Source organism: Micromonospora sp. NPDC000207, from assembly GCF_040300925.1.
Taxonomy (GTDB): Bacteria; Actinomycetota; Actinomycetes; order Mycobacteriales; family Micromonosporaceae; genus Micromonospora.
On record NZ_JBEPEQ010000233.1, the window covers coordinates 1 to 1,833 of the forward strand.

1 protein-coding gene and 1 pseudogene are annotated in these 1,833 nt (G+C 72.0%); both read left to right on the top strand.

What is annotated here, in order from left to right:
• Nucleotides 1-661, top strand: a pseudogene (locus ABT336_RS27360) (hypothetical protein); the annotation flags it as partial.
• 128 nt (nt 662-789) lie between these two features.
• Nucleotides 790-1,644, top strand: coding sequence for a DedA family protein (locus ABT336_RS27365; protein WP_350900480.1), 855 nt, complete (start codon nt 790-792; stop codon nt 1,642-1,644).
• The last annotated feature ends 189 nt before the right edge of the window (nt 1,645-1,833 follow it).

Consider the following 1,833-nt stretch of genomic DNA (forward strand, 5'->3'; position numbering starts at 1 on the left):
CCAGCCGCCGACGCTCGTCGACCGGGACACCCCACCGGTGGTGGCCCGGCCCGACCGTCGGCTTGTCGGCGCGCAACCGGCGGGACGTCCCGGGGGGACCCGGCGGGGCCGACGGGGCAGGGGTGTGGTGGGCGGGCTGGTCCTCGGAGTCCTGGTCCTGCTCGCCGGGGTGATGGGAGTCCTCGCCTCCGGCGGCGACCCCCGGCACCTTCCGACGGAGGCGACGGCTCCGGTCGACGCCTCGGCCGCCGTCCCACCGGTGACTACCACCCCGCCGCCGACGCCCACCCCGACCGCCTCCCGCTCCCCGGCCCGGTCGTCCACACCGGCCCCCGCCCCGACGACCACCGCACCCGACCTCCCGGCCACCGCCCGCGCGGTGGTCACCGAGTTCCTGGCAGTCCTGTTCCGGGCGCAGCTCGCCGGTGACATCGACGGGCGGGCCGCCGAGGAGCTGCGGGATCGGCTCACCAAGCTGGTCGCCAGCAAGCCCAAGGACGTCGACGGACGTGTCGAGGACCTCACCGAGCGGATCGGACGGGAGATCGACCGGGACCGCCTCGCCGAGGAGACCGGCGAGCGCCTTCGTGACCTGGTGACCGCCTACGGGGAGCTGCGCGGCGGAGGTGCCGACGACGATGACGACGATGACGACGACTGATCGACAGCGCTGCGCCGGAGCCCGGTCACCAGGGGACGGAATCGAGTGTGCGGACCGTACCCCGGACCCGGCCGGGAGATGGTGCCCCCGCCATGGTGGCGCTCAGGGAACGTCAATACGGTAGGCGCATGATCAGTGGGTGGCAGTTGCTGGCGGCCGACGGCGGGAGTGAGCCGCCGTCCGGCGGTATCACCGGGTACGTCGTCGGCCTGATGGAGAAGCTCGGCGGCCCCGGGGCCGGCCTCGCGGTGGCGTTGGAGAACCTCTTTCCCCCGATCCCGAGCGAGATCATCCTGCCGTTGGCCGGTTTCACCGCGAGCCAGGGCCGGATGAGCCTGTTCGGAGCGATCGCCTGGACGACACTGGGAGCGGTCGTCGGCGCGGTCGCGCTGTACTACATCGGTGCCGCGCTCGGGCGGGACCGGATGCGGGCGATCGCCGAGAAACTGCCGTTGATCAAGCTTTCCGACGTGGACCGCACCGAGGCGTGGTTCATCAAGCACGGCAAGAAGGCGGTCTTCTTCGGCCGGATGATCCCCATCTTCCGGAGCCTGATCTCCATCCCGGCCGGGGTGGAGCGGATGCCGATCGGCACCTTCCTGCTCTACACCACCGCCGGCAGCCTCATCTGGAACACCATCTTCGTGCTCGCCGGCTACTTCCTCGGCGAGAACTGGCACCTGGTGGAGACGTACGCCGGGTTCTTCCAGAAGGCGGTCATCGTGGTCTGCGGGGCCGCCGCCGTCTGGTTCGTGGTGAGCCGGATCCGCCGGGCCCGGCGGGGCGACGACGACCCTGGGGTCGACGCCGGGGTGGAGTCCGCCGCCGACGGCGGCTTCTTCGGCGATCTCGCCCCCGGGTCCGGGTCGGTGCCCCAGCCGGAGGGCGGATCTCCGGCGGGCACGCCTCCCACCGGGACCGTCTACCGCAGCAACTGGGCGGCCTCCGGGGACGATCCGCCGAACGCCTGGCCCGGCCGCTGACCGACGACGGTGCGCGTGTCGATCCGGGTGGGATGATTGTCCGGTTCAGTGGTGGTCGAGTGTGCCTCTGTCGGGCGGATTGTCCGGTTCTGTAGGTGTGGTCGGGGGCACTCGGGGGGTGGAATGGCGGCGGGGGTGGAGTCGTTACACCCTCCGTACGACCGAGTGGTTCCCACTGTGGTGGGGGCG

Bases quoted from the DNA above. Each gene is read 5' to 3' on its own strand.
- ABT336_RS27365 (WP_350900480.1), top strand. From the start codon at position 790: ATGATCAGTGGGTGGCAGTTGCTGGCGGCCGACGGCGGGAGTGAGCCG.